Here is a 23188-nt window from a genome sequence, read left to right on the forward strand (position 1 = left end):
AAGTTATTTTAACCAGTAAAATAGATCAGCTATTTATTCCGATTATATGGTATTACTTATTCATCATCCTTATATAGATGCGGGAGCACTTTGACTAACTTCACCATATTATTTTCTACTTCTAAAATTTCCATCGGATAGCCGCAAATACGGGCACTAATTTTCTCGGTAGGAATCTCTTCTAAATGTTCTAAAATCAAGCCATTGAGTGTGCGAGGGCCATCGGTAGGTAAAGTCCAACCCATCTCTTTGTTGATGTCTCGTAAACCTAAGCTACCTTCGATAATATAAGAGTTATCGTGTTGCTTATAAATCTCTTTAGAATTAACAGGAAGATGTGTTGTCGTAAAGTCGCCAACGATTTCTTCTAAAATATCAGCGAGCGTGACTAACCCTTGAATATCACCATATTCGTCTACCACTAGGCCTATGCGCTCTTTATTTTGTTGGAATTTTATGAGCTGTGTATTTAGAGGCGTACCTTCTGGGATAAAATAGAGCTCTCTCACACTACGTAATAGTGTTGTTTTAGTGAAATCTTCCCTTAATAAAATCAGCAAACAATCACGTGCATGGATAAAGCCTATCGCATCATCGATGGTGTCGCGATAAAGCAAAGTCATGGTATGTGTACGGTGCTTTAATTGCTTAAGAATGACATCCCACTCTTGGTTGATATCGATTGCAGCAATTTCATTACGTGGGATCATAATTTCATCGACGGTCACTTTTTCAAGCTCAAGAATACTTAGCAGCATCTCTTGGTGGTGAACCGGTATCATTCCGGCAGCCTCTCTCACAACAGAGCGCAACTCATCGCTCGAAAGAGCATGGTCACTATTGTGAGTAACGTTCACACCAAAGATACGTAATAAGCCGTTGGAGATACCGTTAATCAACCATACACAAGGGCTAAGTAACACTTGTAATGGGCGTAACAAAAAGGAACTTGGAAAAGCAATTTTTTCAGGGTAGAGAACAGCTAATGTCTTTGGTGTTACTTCTGCAAAAATTAAAATAACAAAGGTTAATACCCCTGTTGCAATGGCAATGCCGGCATCCCCGTAAATTCGTTGGCCAATGATAGTGGCTAATGCTGAAGCGAGGATATTAACAAGATTGTTACCAATCAAAATAAGGCCGATCAGTTTATCTGGCTTATTAAGTAGTTTTTCAACACGTAATGCTACTTTATTCTTGTCCTGTGCAAGATGGCGTAGGCGATAACGGTTGAGAGACATCATGCTCGTTTCTGAACTCGAAAAATAAGCAGAGATTAGAATTAAAATAACAAGCGTAATTAGTAAAGCACTGGTTGGAATGTCGTTCAATGTATTCTCTTTTGTATGGGTTACTATTTATTAATGAATGATACTAACGAAGAAAATGTATAAAAAAAAGTTAATTAGTCGATTATATTTAGTAATTATCAATAAATTGTACTCAATTAAAGACGTTAAGGGGGTAGATTAACGTTTTTACATATAAAACTCAATGCTAGTTAGTTTGTATATAAAATATACATTAAATTAATTTAACATGAATAAAAAAAGACCTTAGCAATATTCGCTAAGGTCTTAATTAACTAATACAACAAAATGGATGTTTCTTAGCTGTTGTAATTAATCTCTTTGGCTTTGAGTTTTAATGTTTCATCAAACTCTTTGATCGGTTTATGAGTACTGGCGACAAAAGAGTAGATGACGGGTAAAATAAATAGCGTAAATAGAGTGCCTAAGGATAAGCCTGCCACGATCACAACCCCAATACCAAAACGACTAACAGCGCCTGCGCCACTCGCAAAAAGTAATGGAATAAGACCAGCAACCATTGCCGCAGTGGTCATCAAAATAGGGCGTAAACGAATGGTTGCTGCTTTTTGTACCGCTTCGATACGATTTAAACCATGGTGTAATTGCTCCTCTTTGGCAACTTCAGCAATCAAAATACCATGCTTAGTGATTAATCCTACGAGCGTTATTAGACCGACTTGCGTGTATATATTCATCGTAGGGGGGTGCCAGAACCCTCCCGTAAACCCAAGCATCATTGCGCCGATATTAATCAGCGGGCCTGAGGCCATCACCACCAGAGCGCCACTGATAGCAAGCGGAACGGTCATTAAGATAACTAATGGATCGCGAACACTTTCGAATTGACTAGCCAGCACTAAAAAGATGATCAAAATAGCCAAGATAAAGGTCATGTAAAGCGCATCGCCTTCGCTAACGAACTGTCGTGCCTCCCCAAGATAGTCATGGCGGTAACCTAAAGGTAATTTACTAGTCGCGAGCTCTTCAAAGAAGGTAATGGCATCGCCCATCGCAAAACCGGGGGCTAAAACAGCACCGATAGATGCACTATTTAACTGGTTAAAGTGTGGTAATGAACGTGGCTCAGCAACCACATCAATAGTGATTAAATTGCTCAGTGGTAACATGTCTCCATTTTTAGCGCGTACGTAAAAATTACCTAATTTATCTGGCGATAAACGGTATTTCCGTTCTACTTGTGCGATTACTTCATAACTACGCCCATGGAGGTCGATGCGATTTAGGTAGCCATCACTTAATAGAGTTCCCAAGGTGATACCTATATCTTGCATGGTAACGCCATACGCACCTGCTTTATCGCGATCTATTTTGATTTTCATTGTCGCTGAATCAAAGGCAAGATCAAGTTCAGAATAGACAAAGTTAGGGTTTGCCTGTGTCGCTGCGAGTACATCACTGGCGATACTAACTAAGCTCTCAAATGGATTTGCTGTTGATATAACAAACTGTACCGGTAAGCCACCTGATGAACCCGGTAACTCAGGCATTTGGAAAGCCGTGGTCGCGACCGCGGGAAAATCATTAAATAACGGTGCTAAGGCCGTCGCAAGCTGTTTAGGATCTTTATCGCGCTGACTCCAAGGCTTCATGATTGCAATACCAAAGGCTTGATTGGCATTTGGTCTGCCAGAAATACCGAGGGTACTTTGTACCTCGGGTTGCTTCGCTATTTCAGCGGTTATCTTACCTATGCTGTTTTCAATGTAGTCGAGATTGGCATTGGCTGGCGCCTTAGCCATCATCATTAATGCCCCTTTATCTTCTTTGGGAGCTAGTTCCGCAGGAATAAATTTAAATAGGAAAGGCAAAGAGATAAAAACTAAAATTGAAAAAAGGATCACAGCTGGACGACGAACCATCAACTTTTCAAGCAGGCGCGAATAGCGTGAGGTAACACCTGAAAGCGTGTTTTCAACGGCTTGTTCGAAACGATTTGCCTGATGGTTGCTTTTAAGCATTTTACTACACATCATCGGCGATAGTGTTAATGCAATAATACCGGAAACAAACACTGAGCCTGCCAAAGTTAATGCAAATTCAGTAAATAGTGATCCCGTTATTCCCCCCATTAAGGCAATAGGCGCATAAACAGCTGCCAGTGTTATCGTCATCGAAATAACGGGGACGGCAATCTCCCGGGTTCCTATAATGGCCGCGCGGTAGGGATCTTCTCCGGCTTTAATATGGCGATCAATATTTTCTACCACAACAATTGCATCATCGACTACTAAACCTATTGCTAATACCATTGCCAGTAATGTCATTAAGTTAAGGGTAAAGCCAAATAGTTGCATCACAACGAGCACGCCAATCAGTGACAATGGAATGGTAATGATAGGGATAATCACCGCACGCCATGAGCCTAAAAATAGCACCATCACCACTAATACGATTAAACCGGCTTCAGCGATGGTTTTAATGACTTCTGAAATCGACTCTTCAATGGCGATAGTTGAGTCATACAACACCTCCATTTGTATTGAACTTGGATTGTTTTTAGCTAAATCGGGTAAAATGGCATTGATTCCCGCGGTAATATCGAGCGGATTTGCCGTTGGTGCCGCATCAATTGCGACAACCACCGCTTCATTACCGTTAGCCATGGTGCGAGTGGTATCATGACTTTTTTCCAATGAAACGCGAGCGATATCCTGTAGGCGGATCACCTTGCCATTTTCACGCGTCGCTATGATCAGGTTTTCTAACTCAGCCGCTGTTTTCACTTGCGTTTCACTACTACCATTAAAAAGGGTGTAATAGCTGTTGGCTTGCCCCGTTGCCGATTGGATATTGTTGGCTTGTAAAATTTGTACAACATCTTGTGTGGTTAGTGAAAAACCAGCCATTCGCTCAGGATCGATCCAAATTCTTAGCGCAAATGGCGTTCCACCATATAAGTTCACTTTAGCTACACCATTGATGCTAAATAACTGCGGTTTAATAACGCGCTCTAGATAATCGGTGATTTGACTAGCGTTCAGTTCTGCGCTTGAAAATGAGATATAAATAACCGATGTTGTTGAACCGGTGCTCATATCGATAGTCGGATCTTCAGCTTCACTCGGCAGTTGTGAGCGCACACTATTTACTTTAGCAAGGATATCAGCAACCGCGCCATTGGGATCGGTATTGAGTTTCATGAAGACTGTAATTGTTGAGTTGCCCATAAAACTTTGCGACGTAATAAAATCAATGTTATCTGCTTGGGCAATGGCTTGCTCGATGGGTTGAGTTATAAACCCTTGAATCAGATTCGCATTGGCACCGTAATAACTCGTCGACACCGTCACTACGGTATTTGTCATGCTCGGATACTCGCGTACTTGCATCGTGCTAAGGGCTTGTAGTCCTAATAGCACTATCAATAAACTCAGCGATATCGCAAGTATCGGGCGGCGTATAAAAATATCAGTAAATTTCATCTGCTCACCTATAGTGCTGGAGTGGTCGAGGGGATGTCTAACGCGTCAGACTCTGTGATTTTTACATGTGCGCCATTGCTTAAACGGACTTGACCACTGGTAACTATCTGTTCGCCTTCCTTGAGCCCATCGAGTATGCGGATCATGCCATTTTTACTTTTACCTAGTTTAACAATACGTTGCTCGACTTGTAAGAAGGTTGAATCATCACTATTTTTTTGCTCCGAGATCACATACACGGTTTCACCATATAGTGTGTAGTTAATCGCGGTTTCCGGAATAATAACCTGTTGATGTAATGTTGGTAGGATAATACTTGCTTTAGCAAACATGCCTGAACGTAGCTTTTGCTCTTGATTAGGAATGTCTGCTTGCACTTGAATGACGCCACTTTGGTAATTTACTGCAGGTTCAATCGCTGAAATAGTCCCTGTAAAGGCAACCCCAGGCTCAGCATCCACGGCGATATTCATTGCTTGGCCAATAAAAATTTTATTAAGATCATTTTGTGGCACAATAAAACGGATTTGCATTTTGCTAACATCTTCTAAGCGAACGATATCGTGACCCGCTTCTAAATAATCGCCTAAGAAGATATTTTTAATACCAGCAATGCCATCAAAGGGAGCGCGAATAATACGGCGACTAATAGTTGCTTGATAGCTTTCTATTTGCCCCTGTAATGCCAAATATTCAGCCTCTGCATCATCTACCTGCCCCTGTGAAACAGAACCTTTAGTTAACAGAGAACGCATCCGTTGATAGTTACTTTTTACTGACGGCATGCGCCCCTGCGCCGCTTTTAAATTGGCTTCTTCGATTTCTGAGTCAAGGTAAACGAGTGCTTCACCTTCGGTTAATTTTTGCCCTGATTTGAAATTTATTTTAACCACTTTACCGGCGACTTCATTGGCAATATCAACGCCTTGAATAGGTTCAATAAAGCCAATAGCTCGAAGGTGTGGGGTCCAATCGTTAAGTGTAATGTTGCTGCTAGTAACGGCAAATTCAGGAATTGGGCGATTGGCTAAGAACTCCTTCACCTTTGCAGCTTTCATTATGTTAAAGGCAATAACAGTACCAAAAATTAGTATTGCTAATACTATTGCCGAAGCGATCCATTTTTTCATTTTATTACCTTATTATTTTAATGATGATTGTTGAATAATTAACCAAGAAGCATCTCTTACTTGATTTATTTGTTGTTCACTCGTTTCAAAACGTTGCCTTAACTGTTTTTTGGCCAATTCAATGGAAGTGTCAAAACTTAGAGTGATCAGCATTGGTATTTGCCATGGCAAGAAACGTCCTTCATCTATACCCTGTTGATAAAAGTCGATTAAAGGAGCAAAAGCGACATCTTCAAAAAGTGTTATCTCTGCTTGTTGTTCATTAGGGATAAAATAGAGCATATCGATCACCGTTAAACGTTGCGGATTGCTCAGTACGGCATCGAAGGCGTTACGCCAAAGTAGATCATATTTTTGTTTCGGTGTTTGCTTGTTAGACCAGCCTTTAAATATTGTTTCCGCGGCCTCCTTACGAATATGCTGATGCAATTGCGACATTAGCATATCTTTGCTATCAAAATAGCGATAGATGGTGCCTGCGGCAACACCCGCTGTTTTTGCCAACATTTTCATGGATAATCCATAAAAACCATGAACGGCGAGCAATTTTTCAGCAGCAGCCAATATCCTTATACGCTTGTCCATAATAGTCCCGTAAAATGAATGAACGTTCATTATCGTTTATTGTCTCTATAAAATACAACAATAATTGGAATAAATTCATTAGCTGTGAATATTCTTTATTTATTAGCTATGAATAACTTTTATTCATACGTTATGAATGACCATATAGATTGGTATTCAACTAAAACTACCGTAAAATTGAGATGCAAGTCATCATTATTATCAATTAGGAAAAACATGAAGCTAAATCCCGGTCAAGATGCCGCTGTAAAAATGATTTCAGGCCCCTGCCTTGTGTTAGCGGGTGCGGGCAGTGGTAAAACGAGGGTGATCACCAATAAAATCGCTCATTTAGTGCAAAATTGTGATTATTTAGCTAAACATATCGCCGCCGTCACATTTACCAATAAAGCCGCTCGAGAGATGAAGGAGCGTGTTAGCCAAACCCTTGGCCGTAAAGAGGCGCGTGGCTTAATGGTCTCCACATTTCACTCCTTGGGATTGGATATCATTAAACGCGAATATAAAGTATTAGGTATGAAGGCGGGATTTAGTCTGTTTGATGATCAAGATACCTTAGCCTTGCTAAAAGAGTTGACTGCTAAGCAACTGCAAGAAGATATGGATTTGTTAAAGGCGTTAATCACACAAATATCGAATTGGAAAAATGCCCTGATACTACCAGCACAAGCGATAAAACAGGCGCGTGGTGAGCGCGATGTGCTATTTGCCCACTGTTATGACCTTTATCAGCGCCAATTAAAAGCTTACAACGCACTCGATTTTGATGATTTAATTGTGTTGCCAACTCTGCTTCTAACGCTGAAAGAAGAGGTGCGTTTGCGTTGGCAGAAAAAAATACAGTATTTATTGGTAGATGAATATCAAGATACCAATACGAGCCAATATGAGTTAATTAAAGCGTTAGTGGGCGAACGTGCACGATTTACAGTGGTAGGGGATGATGATCAGTCTATTTACTCATGGCGAGGAGCGCGTCCAGAAAACTTAGTCTTGTTACAAAACGACTTTCCGCAGTTAAAAGTGATTAAACTTGAGCAGAACTATCGCTCTAGTCAACGTGTTTTAAAGGCGGCGAATGTACTGATTGCTAATAATCCCCATGAATTTGATAAACGCCTGTTTAGTGAATTGGCCTATGGTGAGTCAATCAAAGTGTTGTTTGCCAAAAATGAACAACATGAAGCAGAGCGTGTGGTAATGGAGCTTTCAGGCCATAAATTTATGAATGGGGCTTCCTTTAGCGATTATGCGGTACTTTACCGTGGTAATCATCAAAGTCGCTTGTTAGAAAAGGTGATGATGGAAAATCGCATCCCCTATCGCATTAGTGGTGGAACCTCTTTTTTTGCACGCAGTGAAGTGAAAGATATCATGGCTTATCTTAAGCTATTGGTGAATCAAGACGATGACAATGCCTTTTTACGTGTTGTTAATACACCGCGTCGTGGTATTGGTCCGGGGACATTAGAAAAACTCGGTAGTTATGCCAATATGCGCCATACGACATTGTTTGCTGCCAGTTTTGAATTGGGATTAGAACAAACCTTGTCAGGTAAAGGGTTACTTTCCTTACAAGCGTTTACGCGCTGGTTAGTAGAGCTCAATGATCGCCTAAAACGAGAGGATAATATCGATGTGGTGCGCGATCTGATCCGTGATATTGGTTACGAAGATTGGTTATATGAAAGCAGCCCAAGTCCGAAAGCTGCGGAAATGCGCATGAAAAATGTGTCGATGCTGTTTAAATGGGTGACGGAAATGCTCAAGGGCGATGACCTTGATGAAGAGATGACGCTTGAGCAAGTTGTTGCACGTTTAACCCTGCGCGATATGCTTTCTCGTAATGAAGAAGAAGAGGAGCTTGACCAAGTACAGTTAATGACCCTGCATGCATCTAAGGGGCTTGAGTTTCCCTATGTTTATATGATTGGTATGGAAGAGGGGATTTTGCCGCACCAAGTGAGTATTGATGAGGATAATGTTGAAGAAGAGCGCCGCCTTGCCTATGTTGGGATTACTCGTGCACAAAAAGAGTTAACCTTTACGCTTGCTAAGGAGCGCAATCAATACGGTGAAACCATCAAACCCACTCCGAGTCGTTTTTTATTTGAGTTACCTCAAGATGATCTCGATTGGGAGAGTGGGCCGAAAAAGAAAAGCGAAGAACAAAAGAAACAACTTGCAGAAAAGGGGATTGCTAATTTGCGTGCTCTGTTTGACTAACAAAATAGCGATGCCTCGTTAGCATCTATTTATTCCTACACTTAAATAGACTTCATAATTACAGGAGTTGCTATAAAAGCAATCTTTGCAAGGGAAGGATATCAGTTTCACTGTTTTGCAAAGGTGTAGTTATTTTTCCCTTGTTTTTTGACCTTATACATCGCTTTGTCGGCTAATTTAATTAACTCGACAGAGTTATCTCCATGGTCTGGATATATCGCGATACCAATGCTAGCGCCAATGTTTATCTGGGTATCTTCGACGTCATAGGCGAGCGTAATTGTTTTAATTATTTTGTCAGCGATTACCGAAATAGCCTTTGAGTCTGCGATGTCTGTTAAAAAAATCCAAAATTCGTCACCACCAATACGTGCAACGGTGTCAACTTCACGAACCGTTGAGCAAAGCCGAGCCGCTGTCTCCTTAAGAACAAAATCCCCTGCATCGTGCCCTAGGGTGTCATTGACGTTTTTAAAACCATCGAGATCTACAAACATCACCGCGACTTTTGTTTTATTGCGTTTAGCCGTGGCTATATATTTTTCGAGACGATCCATTGAAAGTCGACGGGTCGGCAATCCGGTCAATGCATCGTGATTTGCCATTTCAAAGATACGTTGTTTAGCATTTTTTAGCGCGGTAATATCTTCTTTTATAGCAATATAATTACTAATGTAGCCATTTTGTTGTTTAACGGGGGTGATTGAGGCGATTTCCCAGTATAGCTCACCATTTTTTTTACGGTTATGGAGCTCTCCTCGCCAAGTATCTCCGGCTGTTAGGGTCTCCCATAGCCCTTTGTATATCTCCGTATTTATTTCACCTGATTTTAAAATACGTGGATTTTTCCCTATCAATTCATCTTTTGTATATCCCGACTTTTCTATAAAAGCGCGGTTAACATACTCAATTGCCCCTGTTGTATCGGTAATAATGATTGAAGATGCCGATTGTTTTACCGCCATAGAAAATAGTTGTAACTCAGCTTTTAACGCAGCTTGGCTAAAAAGGGTCAGGGTTATGGCGCTGCCGCCAATGGTAAGGATTCCTGCTATGAAGACTAATGTTGTCGAAGTACTTGTGGACATGAACGTATTGTCATAGGGGGTGAGTAAAGCAACCGTTGCTCGTATTGCGTAGGCTAGCGCGAAAAAGCCAAAGATAATTGCAACGGGCGTTCCAGCGTGTCTCCAGGCCGTATAATTATTATGAATCAATGTAATGACAATCGCGGAACAGATCATGACTAATGCGATGGAGAATAGGGTGATTCTTATCGTTAAATCATTTTCAAAGTAAGTAAAGTAGTAAAAAGTGAGTGCGACTATTGCTGGGAGAATGAAGTCAAAAAATAGTAGTGTAGGGCGTTTTATAAAAATGCATATACCGCGCAAGATTTGTGAAAATCCAATAATCATCACTGTATTGGCAATAATAATAGAGATAAAATCAGGAATCGAGCCGCGGCCAGACAGCAAAAAACTGGCAAAAGTGATAAGGGTCATACCCGACGCCCAGAAGCCTGCTCCATTATGTCGAGGTTGCGTACGCCATAGAGAAAAGAGTGCGATAGTTGAGCCGATAGAAATAATGGCGGTGACGACCAGTAGTGTACGGGTATCTAATATAAGCATGTTAGAGATACTCTAATCTCAAATAATTCGCCATCGCTAAAATTCCTTTTTCTTTAACGTTTTAACTCTAATGTTAATGGAATAAAAAAGGAAAGCTAGTTACTTTCCTTTTTTTGGGGAAAAACAGAGAGAATACTACTGGATTTCACATTGTTTGCTTAGATATCTGGTGAAGTATCATCAGGTTGTTTTGCTGGATTCGGATCTTTTTCGACCAAGCCTGCTGATATATCGATAACATCTTGCTCCGATAAAGTACCTGCTGAATATTTTAGTTGTAGCACACTGACAATGTAATCGTAGCGTGCATTGGCGAGTTGATTCTCTGCGGAATACAATTTTCGTGTTGAATCCAGTACATCAACGATTGTACGAGTGCCGACTTCAAAACCTGCTTCGGTTGCCTTAAGGGCGCTTTGTGAGGAGACAACGGTCTGTTCGTAAGCTCTAATGGAGCTAATTGAAGCGCCTACATCATTATAGCCTCGGCTAACTTGTGACTCGATTAAGCGGAAGGATTCAACTAACTCTTCGCTCATATAGACATAGTTATATTGCGCTTGTTTCACTTGTGAAGTGAGTTTGCCACCAGTATAGAGTGGCACGCTAAATTTTAGTCCGATCGAGCCTGTGCTTGCATCACCGCTACGAAAATCATCTTTATCATAATCAATATCACGATAGCCTACATCGGCCACTAAATCTAAGGTGGGATTATGTCCTTTTTCAGCTAAATCAATTTGCATTTTTGCTATTTCTTTAGCGATCCGCTTGCTATGTAAATCTAAATTTTTATCAATGGATGTATTGCGCCATACTTGTGCATCACCATTCAGTGGTTGTGTCGAAAATGTTTTAGTATTTAAAAATGAAATATTGCGAATATCTTCGCCAGTGATTTCACGTAGCGCATAATAGGAGTTATCCAGATCATTCTGGGCAATAATCTCACTAGCGACGGTTCTATCATATTCCGCTTGAGCTTCGTGAACATCGGTAATGGCAATCAAACCCACCTCAAAGCGTTGCTTGGTTTGTTCTAGTTGACGCGACACCGCGCGTTTATTGGCTTGCACAGATTTCACCGCTTCATCGGCACGCAATATTGCAAAATAAGCTATGGATGTTCTTAGTATTAAATCCTGTGCGGCATTACCGTAGATAGCAGCAAATTGCATTGCCTGTTTCTCAGCAATATCAAACTGTTGCCAATAGTTTCCATTATAAATTGATTGGCTTAAGGAAATATTTCCGCCATAGTTGGTGTTGTCTGTTGCATTTTGGCTGCTGTCTACATAATTGCTATCTAAACCAAATCCTATTTGTGGTAATAATGCAGCCTTGGCATCGGTGATTTGCTCAACTGCATTATCATAACGTGCCTTGCTCTTCAAAATAACAGGGTCTTTGAGTTTAGCTGATTGATAAACTTCTAATAGTGAATCGGCATTCACGGAGTAGCTAGATAGTGATAGTGCCACTAATGAAGCGATCATGCTGTATTTTATGGTCATGGGTAGAAATCCTATTGAAATTGCAGAATGCATAGTCACCTAAGTGTATTATAAAATAATTGTATATATAAATTTATTTTGATAATTGTGCAAAAATAAGGATGATTCAATGAAGAGTGATAGTGAAATAGTTAGTTATCAACAGCATGACGTAGAGGTGCTGAACAAAGAAGTATTATATAAAGGTTTTTTTAGTTGTAGTAAATACACACTAAGACACAAGCTTTTTTCAGGGCAGTGGAGTTCAGAATTGCAACGCGAATTTTTTGAACGTGGGCATGCGGCTGCGTTATTGCCCTATGATGCAGCAAAAGATTGTGTCATTTTGCTCGAGCAGTTTCGTTTTGGTGCTATGCATACCGATCAATCTCCCTGGTTACTTGAGTTGGTTGCTGGAATCATTGAAGAAAATGAGAGTGCAGAAGAGGTTGCTAAGCGAGAGGCGACTGAGGAAGCGGGATTAACCGTTAGTAAATGTCATTTTATCAATAAGTTTTTAGTCAGCCCTGGGGGAACGACGGAGCAAATTTCGTTGTTTGCTGCCGATATTGACAGTAGCGGTATTGGTGGTGTGTATGGTTTAGCCGATGAAGGCGAAGATATTCGTGTGCATGTAGTACCTAGAGAAGTTGCTTATCAATGGGTTGTTGATGGCCGTATTAATAATGCGACAACAATTATCGCCTTACAATGGTTGCAGTTAAACTGGAACAATGCGCTGTACTTTTAATCTTTTTGATTATTTATAAGGCTGTTACCGCAGTTTAAAAAAATAAATTGAGGCATTTGCAGCATTTTTTGCTTTTAATTGTTAATTTTGGCCATGTAATTGTTAAAATAGCAGTGTCTGTAGGCTAATAAATTTTTGCTTTATTTATAATTACCAACGCCTGCTAAAAATATTAAATGAATGGGTATTATGAATAGAGACGTTGCACAATTGAAAGCAAATAATCAGGGAGATTTACCCCTGTTACAGATTACCGACATGCATCTATTTGCTGACGGTGGAAAAGATTTGCTGGGCATTAAAACAGTCAATAGCTTTCAAGCTGTTGTTAAGCATGCCATGCGTTATTCTCAAGAGTGCCTTTCTGTATTATGCACGGGTGACCTATCTCAGGATCATTCGGCGCAATCTTATATTGATTTTACTACCCATATCAAAACATTAAATATGCCCTGTTACTGGTTACCCGGCAATCATGATATTCAGGCTATTATGTTACCGAGTTTATTGAAACAAGGATTAGCGCAAACCAGACAGATAGTCAGTGAATATTGGCAAATTATTATGCTTGATTCACAGGTTGAAGGGGTACCCTACGGAAGTTTAAGTGAAAGCCAGTTACATTTTTTAGAGAGTGCATTAAATCAATATCCCGATAAACATACTCTAATTTGTGTTCACCATCATGTTTTACCCGTTGGTTCAAAGTGGCTTGATCAGCACATTTTAAAGAATAATCAGCAATTATTAGCGTTAATCTCTGAATTTGATAATGTTCGTGCTGTTTTGTCTGGCCATGTTCATCAGGCTGGGGATACCATGAAAAATGGTGTTTATTTTATGACGACACCATCAACCTGTGTGCAATTCAAACCTAATTCAGATGATTTTGCATTGGATTCCGAAGCACCAGGCTATCGTTATTTGTCACTCAACAAAGAAGGGGATATTAGCACCCATATTGAGCGTATTGAAAAAGGGGAGTTTACCGTCGATGCTAATGCGACAGGTTATTAATTAAGTTATATCCCTTTATTCTACATAGAGATTTTATGACAACGCAGATGGGATCTATTTTTCTGCACTGATATCCGACTAGTCCCTGACAATGCATTTGAGGTAACCGGGATATACGTTCTCCTTTATTGTGATGCACAGTTTTATTCGGGGTTATAATGAGACAAATATTATTAGCGTTGCATGGATTCCACAGTTCACCTGCTTCTTTGAAAGCGCAACAAATGTCAGAGTATGTTGCTCTGTATCATCCAGAAATAACATTCATCTGTCCGCAACTCCCTTGTTTTCCCGAGCAAATGTGGGCATCTATAACCTCTATTTTTGCACAGAATGAAGGTGCGGAAATTGCTGTGATGGGCAGTTCGTTGGGGGGATTCTTAGCAACAAAAATTGCCCAACAATATCAAGTTAAAGTCCTATTAATTAACCCCGCGGTTCACCCCGATCGTCTGCTTTCGCATGCGGGTGTGCAAAAACATCCCTATACGCTGGATGAGTATGTCATTGACGAGCACTATTTACAGCAATTATTAACATTAAAGGTTGATTTTAAAGGTAGTCCAGAGCAATGTTGGGTACTATTACAGGAAGCTGATGATGTGTTAGATTATCGTCAGGCGCTGCAGCAATATAAACATTGTAAAATAACCTGCGAAGAGGGGGGCGATCATAGCTTTATTGGCTTTGAACGCTATCTTCAAGATATTATTAAATTTTTATTTTAAAACAATGCGTGTTTTAAATTATCCCATTTTAAATAGGTGTAAGCATGAGTAACCAATACAATTCCGATTCCATTGAAGTATTAAATGGTCTTGATCCTGTACGTCATCGTCCGGGGATGTATACCGAAACCTCACGCCCGAACCACCTTGGCCAAGAAGTCATCGATAACAGTGTCGATGAAGCTTTAGCTGGGCATGCAACCTCAATTCAAGTTATCCTGCATGAAGATCAATCACTAGAAGTGATCGATGATGGTCGCGGTATGCCCGTTGACATTCATGCTGAAGAAGGGATTTCTGGCGTCGAACTTATTTTTTGTAAACTCCATGCAGGGGGGAAATTCTCCGGTAAAAACTACGAAATATCTGGTGGTTTACATGGTGTTGGTATTTCCGTGGTCAATGCCTTATCGAAACGGGTTAACGTGACGATTCGCCGCGATGCACAAATTTATGAAATCGCCTTTGAAAATGGTAATAAAGTTGAAGAATTGCATGTAACTGGTAGCTGTGGAAAGCGAAATACGGGGACTAGTGTCCACTTTTACCCTGATCCAAAGTATTTCGATAGCCCGCGTTTTTCCGTCTCTCGTCTGCTGCATTTATTAAAAGCTAAGGCGGTTTTATGTCCCGGCTTAACGATCAAATTCAAAGATAAAGTAAATAAAAATGAGTATAACTGGTGCTATCAAGATGGCTTAAATGATTACTTGTTGGAAACGGTAGGCGAAAACGAACTATTACCAAGCAAACCCTTTGTCGGCACATTTACGGCGAATAGAGAAATGGCCGACTGGGCGATAGTTTGGTTGCCTGAAGGCGGTAATTCCATTTCTGAAAGCTATGTGAACTTAATTCCGACCGTGCAAGGTGGTACGCATGTTAATGGTTTTAGGCAAGGTTTACTCGATGCGATGCGTGATTTTTGTGATATTCGTAATTTGTTGCCGCGTGGCTTAAAGTTAACCCCCGAAGATATCTGGGATAAATGTGCTTATGTACTCTCTGTGAAAATCAAAGAGCCGCAGTTTGCTGGGCAGACTAAAGAGCGTTTATCCTCGAGAGAGTGTGCAACCTTTGTCTCCGGTGTGGTCAAAGATGCCTTTAGTTTATGGCTTAATGCGCATGTCCAAGAGGCGGAATTGCTTGCCGATTTTTGTATTAACAATGCACAAACGCGAACAAGAAAAAGTAAAAAAGTCGCGCGGAAAAAGATCACGCAAGGGCCAGCATTACCTGGTAAGTTGACCGATTGTTCGACGCAGGAGCCCGAGCGAGGTGAACTATTCTTAGTCGAGGGGGATTCTGCTGGTGGTTCGGCAAAACAGGCGCGAGACAGAGAATTTCAAGCGATCATGCCACTGCGCGGCAAAATCAAAAACACTTGGGAAGATGAATCCGATATTATTTTAAGCTCCGAAGAGATACATAATATATCCGTGGCGATTGGTATTGATCCGGCTTCCAAGGATCTTTCTGGTTTGCGTTACGGAAAAATTTGTATTCTTGCCGATGCTGACTCCGATGGATTACATATCGCCACCTTGATTTGTGCTCTATTTGTACAGCATTTCCGCCCCGTTGTTGAAGCAGGCCACTTTTTCGTTGCTATGCCACCATTGTATCGTATTGATATTGGGAAAGAAGTTTATTACGCCCTCGATGAAGCTGAAAAAGACGGTATATTAGATCGTATTGAAGCAGAGAAAAAGCGCGGCAAAGTCAATGTACAGCGCTTTAAAGGTTTGGGTGAAATGAACCCATTACAACTGCGTGAAACAACCATGGACCCTAACACTCGTCGGTTAGTGCAATTAACTATCGATGATGCCGATAACATGTTTGCTGTGATGGATATGCTGCTTGCGAAAAAGAGAGCGGGTGATCGTAAAGATTGGCTAGAAGCTCGGGGTAATATGGCATCTATCGACTAATACTAATAAAACAGTCAACAGATAAATAAAGCAAGGCGTTTACTATGAACAAATTTGTTCAACATGTAGCACTTCAATTTATTCCTAAGAGGAATAACAACTCTTGCTTACTTTTTTTTAAGGACTATTTGTTCAAAACGATATTTTTATTGAGTTGTTTATTGGCCGCTGTTTCAGTACAAGCGGTGACTAATCCATTATATATAGACTTGATGTTTTCCAGTGGTAAACAGAAAACCATCTTTCACAATCTAAGTAAACAATTCGCTAATGAACATCCTGATATTACCGTTATAACACGCTTACATGAGCAGGAAAAGTATAAAGAAAAGGTTATTTCACTCTTAATGTCGGGCAGCTCTGATGTTTTATTTGGCTTTGTCGGCGCTCAGTTTACGAGTTTGGTGGCATTAGGTGAGATAGCGGCGATTGACGACCTATGGCAACAGCAACAGTGGGACAACGATTTTAGTCAAGCGGTTAAATCGGCTGTGATGGTGGATATGAAACACTATGCACTGCCACTTTCCTACTATCAGTGGGGCTTTTATTACCGTAAATCTATTTTTAATAAATACAACCTTCTTCCACCGACCACTTGGCAGGAATTTTTACAAGTCGGACGGGTGCTTAAAGCAAATGGCATTACCCCCATCGTATTAGGTTCAAAAGATTTATGGACGGTAGCTGGGTGGTTTGACTATTTAAACCTGAGAATTAATGGGTTGCAGTTTCACCGTCGTTTATTACTTGGTAAAGTCCCTTACAATGATGAACGTGTAAAACGTGTATTTAGTTATTGGCAAGAACTTTTACAATTAGGGTTCTTTGCAGATAGACACGATCAATACGACTGGCGGCAATCCTTGCCTTATTTATATCGAGGCAAAGGGGGGATGTTGTTAATGGGCAATTTTGTTGTGCCACAACTACCTGAGAAAATAATTGAGGATATAGGTTTTTTCCGTTTTCCTAAAATTAACGAAAAAATCCCTTTCTACGAAGAGGCACCTTTAGATGTGCTAGCTATCCCACAGCGCGCAAAAAACAAAGCTGCAGCAAAAAAATTTCTAGCCTTTATGGCCCGTAAAGATATTCAAGAAAAAATGAATCAACAGATGGGGATGATCTCTGCTAATAAGCACGCAGCGCAAGGTGAGGATGTTTTTATTCAAGCTGGTGCCGATATTTTAGCGCAAGCTGATGGGATTTCTCAGTTTTATGATCGCGATACACCACCAGAAATGTTTGTACCCGGTATGAGTGCAATGAGTGAGTTTATGAAAAACCCTGATGATATTGATAACATCCTCGATAGGTTAGAAACCGAGCGTCAGCGCGTTTTTAAATAGAACACGCTGATATTTATTCATTATCATTTTAACTGAAAGCGGAATGAAAATATTTGCTCTGAGGTTATTTTCTCTTCTCCCTGCAGTGCGGGCATAAACTGTTCGTTATTAATAAACGCTAGCACCGCGTTATCTAAAATATCATGCCCACTCGAGGTTGTTATTTTTGCATCTTTAGGCTTTCCTTTTCTGGTCACCGTTAAAGTAACGACGACGCGTCCTTCTTTGTTACGCAAGATAGCCTGTTTGGGATAAATGGGCTTATTACCAGAAACCACGATAGCCTCTTGCAGCGCACCCGGATTTTCACTGCTTGGAAGGCCGTTTTCAGTCGCGCTGTTTAGCGCTTTTTTAAATACTGGTTTATTCACTTTCTTTGTTTCAGGGAGCTTGCTTTTACTGCTATTCTTGTTTGTTTTCTGTTGTGTCTTTTGTGATTCGGCTGCGCTGGTTGATTCTAGTTTGACTCGCTCATCAAATAGCGCTCCTTTGATGGTGGCATCATTAATAGCAGGGGTTTCTTGAATACTTTTTTGTAGTTTCTGATTGGCATCTTGTATCTCTTTTGCCGCTTTATTGGTCTCCTGTTGTGCAGTTGTGGCTGCCGCAGCTGGTTCGCTACTCGCTATTTCTGGCGATGCTGATTGCGCCTCTGTTTCATTTTTAACAACTTGGCTAACGGGAGTGGCTGCTGACGACTCAGGTGGCGTTTTTACTTCGACCTTGTTAACTGACTCATTTGTTGTTAGCGGGTCATTACTGGTCGGTTTTTTCGGGGTTATTTTTATTTTTGCACTGCTTATTTCTGCTGCTTGTTCTGTTTTAGTTGGCTCTGTTTGTACTGGCGTGCTGGCTGGTGCATCGCTTGCTAATTGATCCGCTGCCGGTTTCTCTGCAACATCCTCTTTGATAAGTTCTTCAGTAACAGTTATCTCGGTCTCTTTAATGACTTCTTGGCTCTGTGCGTCGTCGGATTCAGCTGTTTTAATCGGCTCTATGGCATTTTCGGTCGCTATTGGATGGTCCGTTGAGGGGAGTTCCATGAAGTCGACTTGTACAGCTTGCTGACCGGAGTTAATTAATGGTTTTTCTATAATAGTTGCCTCTTTATGTTTAGAAAAGAGTAAACCATAGAGAAATAGGGTAATTAGAATGAAAGGCAAATAGTTACTGATATATCTCATAATGCGTTGTTATCCTTATGCATTTTTTTCTGTTGCGAAAATGACATGGTCAAATCCTGCTGACCGCAACTTATCCAAAATTGTCAATGCGACGCCTAAGTCGGAGCGCTTATCTCCTCGTATTAAAATGGCTAACTTATGGGCTTTTTGTAATTCAATCACGCGTGCTATTAATTGGTCTTGATTGCTTGGCTGGTCATTAATATAAATAGCATTATTCGCATCAATACTAATGGTTAGCATCTCTTGGGTTTGCTGCTGTTGCTCGACTAACTGAGGTAAATCCACTTTTATGCCGCTGCGCATGGTCATGGTTAACATCACAAAGATAAAGAATATGAGCAGTAAAAAAATGACATCAATAAGTGGTAGTAGCTCAATACGTGCAGCTTGTTGAGTTCGCGAATTTTTTAATTTCACTCTTTGCTCCCAGTGGAAAAGAAATCTTTCTTTTCTGGCTCTGGAGAATATAACTCTTGTACCGCAGCACGACTTGCTTCACGCATGTCTTCCCTATTATCACGTTTACTTTCCTTAGATTTATTCTGATTTTTAGCAAAGGGATAACGGTAAAATGGTTGACTACTATTTTCTTCCATCGCAAATGGAGATGTGTGTTGGTTCGCGCTGTTTTGTACTTCCCAAGTGGGGTTGCGAAATAGGCTTTTTTGCTGGCAAATATGGTTAAAATCACTGCCGATATTTTCTAGGCGCAGTATTAATTTATTAATAAATGAGCGAAATAAATTGTAAGGTAGCAATGCCATTAGTGCAACGCTGAGCCCCATTGCCGTTGAAATTAGTGCTTGTGCTATTCCCCCTACGACGGCGGTAGGGTTATCAACACCCTGTAAGCTTAAAATATTAAATGATTCAATAATACCCAATACGGTACCTAGAATGCCTAACATAGGAGAAAGGGTGATGACCGTATCGAGCAAGGCTTGACCGCGAGACATCTGATTAATTTGCTGCTCTGCGTAGGATTGCATTTTATCCGTAGCGGGAAAGGGTAATGATAAAATGCCATGCTCTAGCATTTTTGTCGCAGGAGTATTGAGCTGCTGGACAAAGTATATTGCGTTATTAGTCTGTTTTTGCTGCAATGCATTAAAGCATTTTGTAATGGCAACATCATCACTTTTTAAGGCGTAGTAAGCCCACATAAAAAGCCGTTCAAGAGTCACCGTTGTGGTTAAAAAAGAGGCTAGTAATAATAACCACATAACGATACCACCTTGCTGAAACCATGTTGGCATTGCCTGTTGGATATCTGTAAAAATTGATATAGTAGCAAAGCTGTTTGATACACTATCCATCGCCATTTATCTGTTATTCCTATCGTTTTATGAGGGGCACAGTTTACCGTTTTACCCAGAACCAATCAAAAATGATTGCAGGGTAAGCACTCATTGTGTGCTCTGAGTGACATTAATGAGCGATCCTATCAAGATCGCCCCATTAATGGTTGTTATTTATTTTGCAATTCGAGTGACTGCAATCAATGTCTCGCTATTATCCAATTGAATAGATCATATAATTAAAGGCGTTGCTATTACGATTTCAAGGGGGTGATATTAACTAAATTTATGCCATTCTCCGATTTAATTATATCCGCTTCAATAGAAAAACAGTGGCGTAAATTTTCCGCGTTAAGGACCTCTTGGGCACTGCCATCGGCAATGACAGAGGTTGTATTGTGGGCATCTTTGCCGAGTAAAATAATACGGTCACAATAACGTGCAGCGAAGTTTAGATCATGAAGCGCAGTGATCGCTAACTTACCATTTTTGCTGAGTGACTCTATTAATTGTAATGTTTCGATTTGATGGCAAATATCTAAACTGGCGATGGGTTCATCGAGTAAAATAGTGGGTGATTGCTGTGCGAGGGCTCGGGCAATAATAACGCGTTGTTTTTCACCACCGGAGAGGGTGTTAACAATTCGATTACGAAGGTGAATAATATCTGTTTTATGTAAAGCTTGTTCGATCAACCTAAGATCTTCTTTGTTGAGTAATTCAAAGGCGCCTAAATAGGGATTTCGTCCCATAGCCACGATCTCTTCAACGCTAAAGGCGTAGGGTAGCTCCGTTGATTGTGGTACAAATGCGATCTTTTTGGCTATATCTCGACGTTTCTGTGCTTGCAGGTCAATATCATCGACCATGACAACTCCCGATTGCGGCTTCAACAGTCCGAGTAAAAGTTTTAGTAGTGTGCTCTTACCCGCGCCATTTGCACCGATTAAGCCAACAAACTGCCCCGATTGAAAGGTCAGGTTAATATTTTTTAGCACTGCTTGTTTGTTATAGGAAAAGGTTAAATTACGACAAGATATAGGTGACATAGCCATCTCCACTAATTGATAACAAAACGTTGCTTGATCAATAGGAATAAAAAGAACGGCGCACCGCATGCGGCCGTGACGACTCCTAGTGGAATAGCTTGTTCAGTGAAAAAGAGGGTTAATAAAAGGTCAGCACCGAGTAAAGCTATAGCACCGGAAAAAAGGCAAGCTGGTAATAGGTAGCGGTGTGCTGGCCCTAATAATAGACGTAAGATATGTGGCACCACTAAGCCAATGAAGGCAATCCCCCCCACGACAGAGACTGCCGCAGCAACCATTGCTGAACTAATAATTAATAGATTACGCCTTGTTCTTTTTACATCGACCCCGACAGACATTGCATGTTGTTCACCGAGTAATAAGAGGTCTAACTGTTTAGCGTAAAAAAGTAATAGGATGAACCCGCTTGTGACAATGGGAACAATGATCAATACGTGATCCCATGTGCGCCCATCAAGCCCGCCCATGGTCCAATAAATAATCATTCGTGCAACATCCCAATTATTAAGTGATAAGGCGAGTAGCAATGAAATCAGCGATACGTTTAATGCACCAATGGCTACGCCTGAAAGAAGTAAAGTTGCCACACTTATTTGTCCGCGACGGACAGAAATTCGATAGACGAGGGCAAGTGAAATAATCGCCCCAATAAAGCCGAAAAAGGGGATAGCCCATGCACTGAATAGTGATGCACCGAGATAGATAGCGATAACCGCGCCCAATGATGCGCCTGAAGAGACGCCCAAAATAGACGGGGAGGCGAGTGGATTACGAAACATACCTTGCATGACTAAGCCACATAAAGCCAAACTTGCGCCTGCAAAAACAGCGATCAACATACGTGGTAAGCGAACATCCAAAATAATACTACTTTGCCATGCTGGTACATCGCTGTGTTGATTTAAGAGCAGAGCTTGTTTAAATATAGTTGTAATTTGAGTCAGGGATATATGCACCGGACCTTGTAAAATTGCTAATATAATCAATGCGATAAATAACGCGATTAAGAAGCTAAATAGGGGCTTTTTAGGTAGTAAATGATCACTCATTGAGTGCCTCGTTATCTGTTTTTATTTCAGGGTGCAGGTATTTCGCCACTGCTTCAACGCCATGAATTCGGTGCTGTGATACGCTGCGCAACCATTTAGCCGGAATAGCGTAAACTTGCTTTTTCTTTATCGCGGGTACGTTAGCCCACGCTTTTTTATTGAGTAAAATATCAATTGCGGAGGCATTTTCTGACGGCTGATCGAGCTCCGATTGATTGATAATAATGACATCAGGTTGTAGCGAAATAGCTTGCTCTACACTGATTTTATTTTCACCATCGGGGAGAATTTCCGCTGCGACATTAATGCCTCCGGCTAAACGTATGGTTTCATCCATCAGTGAGTGAGCCCCGGTGCTATAACCATCTAAATTATAATAGAGCACTCGGAGTTTAGGTTTTCCCTGTATGGCCTTTTGTATGTTATGTAGTCGTTTTTTTATATTGGTAATAATAACCTGTGCGCGTTCTTTGCTGTCCGTTACCTGTGCAATCATATTAATATTATTAAAAATATCCGCGAATGAATTTAATGCACCAAGGCGAACCACCGCAATCTCGCTGCGTAGTAAATAACGCACCGTTTCAGGGTTGCTATAGGAAGCGATAAATACCAAATCCGGTTGCAGAGCAAGCATTGATTCAATTTCCCCCTGTGTGCGGGCAATATTGCTATCGTACAAACCGATAACATTAGACATATTTGGATAATCGACATAGCTGCTGACGGCAACTAGGCGTTTGGGATCGATTAAACCAGCCAGCATGTGATCCGTTGCCAAGGTCGCTGAAAGAATTCGTTGCGGTGGATTATCGATGACAAATTCAATCCCAGTGGGATCATGAAGGGTTTTAGGGAACGCTTGTCCTGATATTTCTGTGCTCAGATTTTTTTTACTGGGTTCAAGAAGGAGAAATAAAGGGCCCTTATTAAAGTTAATGAAAATAATAAAGATGATTAAAATAAGGGTAAAAAAGAATAATTTACGATTGTTCATTT

18 protein-coding genes are annotated in these 23188 nt (G+C 40.8%); 6 read left to right on the forward strand and 12 right to left on the reverse strand.

Annotated features, from left to right (window positions below):
* Positions 1-56: 56 nt before the first annotated feature.
* The 4 genes from AB2N10_RS15690 to AB2N10_RS15705 form a co-directional block, all read right to left on the reverse strand.
* Positions 57-1331 carry a CNNM domain-containing protein gene (locus tag AB2N10_RS15690; protein ID WP_354623299.1) on the reverse strand — a complete coding sequence of 425 codons (1275 nt, stop codon included), beginning with the start codon at positions 1329-1331 and terminating at the stop codon, positions 57-59.
* A gap of 278 nt (positions 1332-1609) precedes the next feature.
* The gene (locus tag AB2N10_RS15695) at positions 1610-4756 is read right to left on the reverse strand and encodes a multidrug efflux RND transporter permease subunit (RefSeq protein WP_369434084.1); all 3147 of its coding nucleotides are present in this window, start codon (positions 4754-4756) and stop codon (positions 1610-1612) included.
* A gap of 8 nt (positions 4757-4764) precedes the next feature.
* A complete protein-coding gene (locus AB2N10_RS15700) occupies positions 4765-5886 on the reverse strand; it encodes an efflux RND transporter periplasmic adaptor subunit (protein WP_354623300.1) in 1122 nt (373 codons plus the stop codon).
* A gap of 12 nt (positions 5887-5898) precedes the next feature.
* Positions 5899-6471 (reverse strand): helix-turn-helix domain-containing protein, encoded by a 573-nt coding sequence (locus AB2N10_RS15705; RefSeq protein ID WP_354623301.1) that lies wholly within the window; start codon positions 6469-6471, stop codon positions 5899-5901.
* Between the two features lie 216 nt (positions 6472-6687).
* Between AB2N10_RS15705 and rep the strand changes: the two genes are divergently transcribed.
* Positions 6688-8697: a DNA helicase Rep gene (rep, locus tag AB2N10_RS15710; RefSeq protein ID WP_354623302.1), complete on the forward strand. Its 2010-nt coding sequence runs from the start codon at positions 6688-6690 to the stop codon at positions 8695-8697.
* Positions 8698-8804: 107 nt separating this feature from the next.
* Here rep and AB2N10_RS15715 read toward each other — a convergent pair whose 3' ends face one another.
* Positions 8805-10331, reverse strand: coding sequence for a diguanylate cyclase (locus tag AB2N10_RS15715; RefSeq protein WP_354623303.1), 1527 nt, complete (start codon positions 10329-10331; stop codon positions 8805-8807).
* Between the two features lie 158 nt (positions 10332-10489).
* Positions 10490-11845, reverse strand: coding sequence for an outer membrane channel protein TolC (tolC, locus tag AB2N10_RS15720; protein WP_354623304.1), 1356 nt, complete (start codon positions 11843-11845; stop codon positions 10490-10492).
* 109 nt (positions 11846-11954) lie between these two features.
* Between tolC and nudF the strand changes: the two genes are divergently transcribed.
* From nudF to AB2N10_RS15745, 5 genes are all read left to right on the forward strand, one after another.
* Positions 11955-12575 (forward strand): ADP-ribose diphosphatase, encoded by a 621-nt coding sequence (gene nudF, locus AB2N10_RS15725; protein ID WP_354623305.1) that lies wholly within the window; start codon positions 11955-11957, stop codon positions 12573-12575.
* Between the two features lie 189 nt (positions 12576-12764).
* Positions 12765-13592: a 3',5'-cyclic-AMP phosphodiesterase gene (gene cpdA, locus AB2N10_RS15730; protein ID WP_354623306.1), complete on the forward strand. Its 828-nt coding sequence runs from the start codon at positions 12765-12767 to the stop codon at positions 13590-13592.
* Positions 13593-13750: 158 nt separating this feature from the next.
* Complete coding sequence (locus AB2N10_RS15735; RefSeq protein WP_354623307.1) at positions 13751-14320, forward strand: YqiA/YcfP family alpha/beta fold hydrolase; 570 nt, start codon at positions 13751-13753, stop codon at positions 14318-14320.
* Between the two features lie 44 nt (positions 14321-14364).
* Positions 14365-16254, forward strand: a complete 1890-nt coding sequence (gene parE / locus AB2N10_RS15740; protein WP_354623308.1) for a DNA topoisomerase IV subunit B — start codon at positions 14365-14367, stop codon at positions 16252-16254.
* 44 nt (positions 16255-16298) lie between these two features.
* Positions 16299-17606, forward strand: coding sequence for an ABC transporter substrate-binding protein (locus AB2N10_RS15745; RefSeq protein WP_369434085.1), 1308 nt, complete (start codon positions 16299-16301; stop codon positions 17604-17606).
* A 23-nt stretch (positions 17607-17629) separates the two neighbouring features.
* Here the strand turns inward: AB2N10_RS15745 and AB2N10_RS15750 are convergent, their stop codons facing one another.
* The 6 genes from AB2N10_RS15750 to AB2N10_RS15775 form a co-directional block, all read right to left on the reverse strand.
* The gene (locus AB2N10_RS15750) at positions 17630-18790 is read right to left on the reverse strand and encodes a TonB family protein (protein WP_354623310.1); all 1161 of its coding nucleotides are present in this window, start codon (positions 18788-18790) and stop codon (positions 17630-17632) included.
* 15 nt (positions 18791-18805) lie between these two features.
* A complete protein-coding gene (locus AB2N10_RS15755) occupies positions 18806-19210 on the reverse strand; it encodes a biopolymer transporter ExbD (protein ID WP_354623311.1) in 405 nt (134 codons plus the stop codon).
* Positions 19207-20115: a MotA/TolQ/ExbB proton channel family protein gene (locus tag AB2N10_RS15760; protein ID WP_354623312.1), complete on the reverse strand. Its 909-nt coding sequence runs from the start codon at positions 20113-20115 to the stop codon at positions 19207-19209. The genes AB2N10_RS15755 and AB2N10_RS15760 overlap by 4 nt, the downstream gene beginning before the upstream one ends.
* A 230-nt stretch (positions 20116-20345) precedes the next feature.
* Positions 20346-21140, reverse strand: a complete 795-nt coding sequence (locus AB2N10_RS15765) for an ABC transporter ATP-binding protein (RefSeq protein ID WP_354623313.1) — start codon at positions 21138-21140, stop codon at positions 20346-20348.
* Between the two features lie 11 nt (positions 21141-21151).
* A complete protein-coding gene (locus tag AB2N10_RS15770; protein ID WP_354623314.1) occupies positions 21152-22189 on the reverse strand; it encodes an iron ABC transporter permease in 1038 nt (345 codons plus the stop codon).
* The gene (locus AB2N10_RS15775) at positions 22182-23186 is read right to left on the reverse strand and encodes an ABC transporter substrate-binding protein (RefSeq protein ID WP_354623315.1); all 1005 of its coding nucleotides are present in this window, start codon (positions 23184-23186) and stop codon (positions 22182-22184) included. The genes AB2N10_RS15770 and AB2N10_RS15775 overlap by 8 nt, the downstream gene beginning before the upstream one ends.
* Positions 23187-23188 lie beyond the last annotated feature (2 nt).

This window comes from Psychromonas sp. MME1 (assembly GCF_041080865.1).
Taxonomy (GTDB): Bacteria; Pseudomonadota; Gammaproteobacteria; order Enterobacterales; family Psychromonadaceae; genus Psychromonas.

Coding starts and splice junctions, on each gene's coding strand:
- cpdA (WP_354623306.1), top strand. CDS start 12,765: ATGAATAGAGACGTTGCACAATTGAAAGCAAATAATCAGGGAGATTTA.
- AB2N10_RS15775 (WP_354623315.1), bottom strand. CDS start 23,186: ATGAACAATCGTAAATTATTCTTTTTTACCCTTATTTTAATCATCTTT.
- AB2N10_RS15700 (WP_354623300.1), bottom strand. CDS start 5,886: ATGAAAAAATGGATCGCTTCGGCAATAGTATTAGCAATACTAATTTTT.
- AB2N10_RS15745 (WP_369434085.1), top strand. CDS start 16,299: ATGAACAAATTTGTTCAACATGTAGCACTTCAATTTATTCCTAAGAGG.
- AB2N10_RS15750 (WP_354623310.1), bottom strand. CDS start 18,790: ATGAGATATATCAGTAACTATTTGCCTTTCATTCTAATTACCCTATTT.
- nudF (WP_354623305.1), top strand. CDS start 11,955: ATGAAGAGTGATAGTGAAATAGTTAGTTATCAACAGCATGACGTAGAG.
- AB2N10_RS15695 (WP_369434084.1), bottom strand. CDS start 4,756: ATGAAATTTACTGATATTTTTATACGCCGCCCGATACTTGCGATATCG.
- AB2N10_RS15765 (WP_354623313.1), bottom strand. CDS start 21,140: ATGTCACCTATATCTTGTCGTAATTTAACCTTTTCCTATAACAAACAA.
- AB2N10_RS15715 (WP_354623303.1), bottom strand. CDS start 10,331: ATGCTTATATTAGATACCCGTACACTACTGGTCGTCACCGCCATTATT.
- tolC (WP_354623304.1), bottom strand. CDS start 11,845: ATGACCATAAAATACAGCATGATCGCTTCATTAGTGGCACTATCACTA.
- AB2N10_RS15770 (WP_354623314.1), bottom strand. CDS start 22,189: ATGAGTGATCATTTACTACCTAAAAAGCCCCTATTTAGCTTCTTAATC.
- AB2N10_RS15760 (WP_354623312.1), bottom strand. CDS start 20,115: ATGGCGATGGATAGTGTATCAAACAGCTTTGCTACTATATCAATTTTT.
- AB2N10_RS15735 (WP_354623307.1), top strand. CDS start 13,751: ATGAGACAAATATTATTAGCGTTGCATGGATTCCACAGTTCACCTGCT.
- rep (WP_354623302.1), top strand. CDS start 6,688: ATGAAGCTAAATCCCGGTCAAGATGCCGCTGTAAAAATGATTTCAGGC.
- AB2N10_RS15705 (WP_354623301.1), bottom strand. CDS start 6,471: ATGGACAAGCGTATAAGGATATTGGCTGCTGCTGAAAAATTGCTCGCC.
- parE (WP_354623308.1), top strand. CDS start 14,365: ATGAGTAACCAATACAATTCCGATTCCATTGAAGTATTAAATGGTCTT.